Annotated in this window: 1 protein-coding gene; it reads right to left on the bottom strand. The window is 60.3% G+C overall.

All coding sequences use genetic code 11. From position 1 onward, the window contains the following. A partial coding sequence (locus QSV36_RS12230; protein ID WP_289131861.1) for an immunoglobulin-like domain-containing protein occupies positions 1 to 615 on the bottom strand: 615 nt, incomplete at both ends.

The following is a 615-nucleotide window of genomic DNA, read 5'->3' as shown; positions in this document are numbered from 1 at the left end:
TTGTTGGTCAGGGTCACGGTGTAAGTAATTACGCCGCCTTCGGTAACCGAAGGAGTCGCAGTCAGCTTGGCCACCACTTCGTCAGTGGTGTCGGTGACCTGAACCTTGGCCGCATCCCCCAGCTGCAGGTTTTCGAATGTACGACCATCGATGTCTACAGCCGACTTGATGCCCAGGCTGACTTCGCCAGCATCTTTGTACACGTCATCGCCCTGCGCAGCATGCTCGTACGCTGCGCTGGTCTGGCCGGCTTTGATGGTGACCTGGGCGTTGTTGCTCAGGGTCACGACCAGGTCGTGGGCCAGCGCCTGGTTGATGTTTACCGTGAAGGTCGGTTTGACGTTCTCGGCCACCGAAGGCTGGTCGGCAGTGATGGTGACCTTGACCAGATCGCCTTCGTTGCCCGGCGTACCCGGCTCGTCGGTGACCGTGGTGCTGACCGGGGTCTTGTCCAAGGTCAGTTGCTCGAACTTGCCGACATCGGTGCCACTGACCGATGCAATCGACTTGATCACCGGGTCATTGGCGCCTGCGTAGACGTTGTCCGGAGCGGTGACCGTGACCGAACCGGTCGTGCCATTGGCGGGCACGGTAATGGTTTTGCCGTCGCTCAGC

This window comes from Pseudomonas sp. BCRC 81390 (genome assembly GCF_030341915.1).
In the GTDB taxonomy this organism is placed as follows: Bacteria; Pseudomonadota; Gammaproteobacteria; order Pseudomonadales; family Pseudomonadaceae; genus Aquipseudomonas.
The sequence above is the reverse complement of the archived record's forward strand: the minus strand, read 5'-3'. Positions and strand labels throughout refer to the sequence as shown.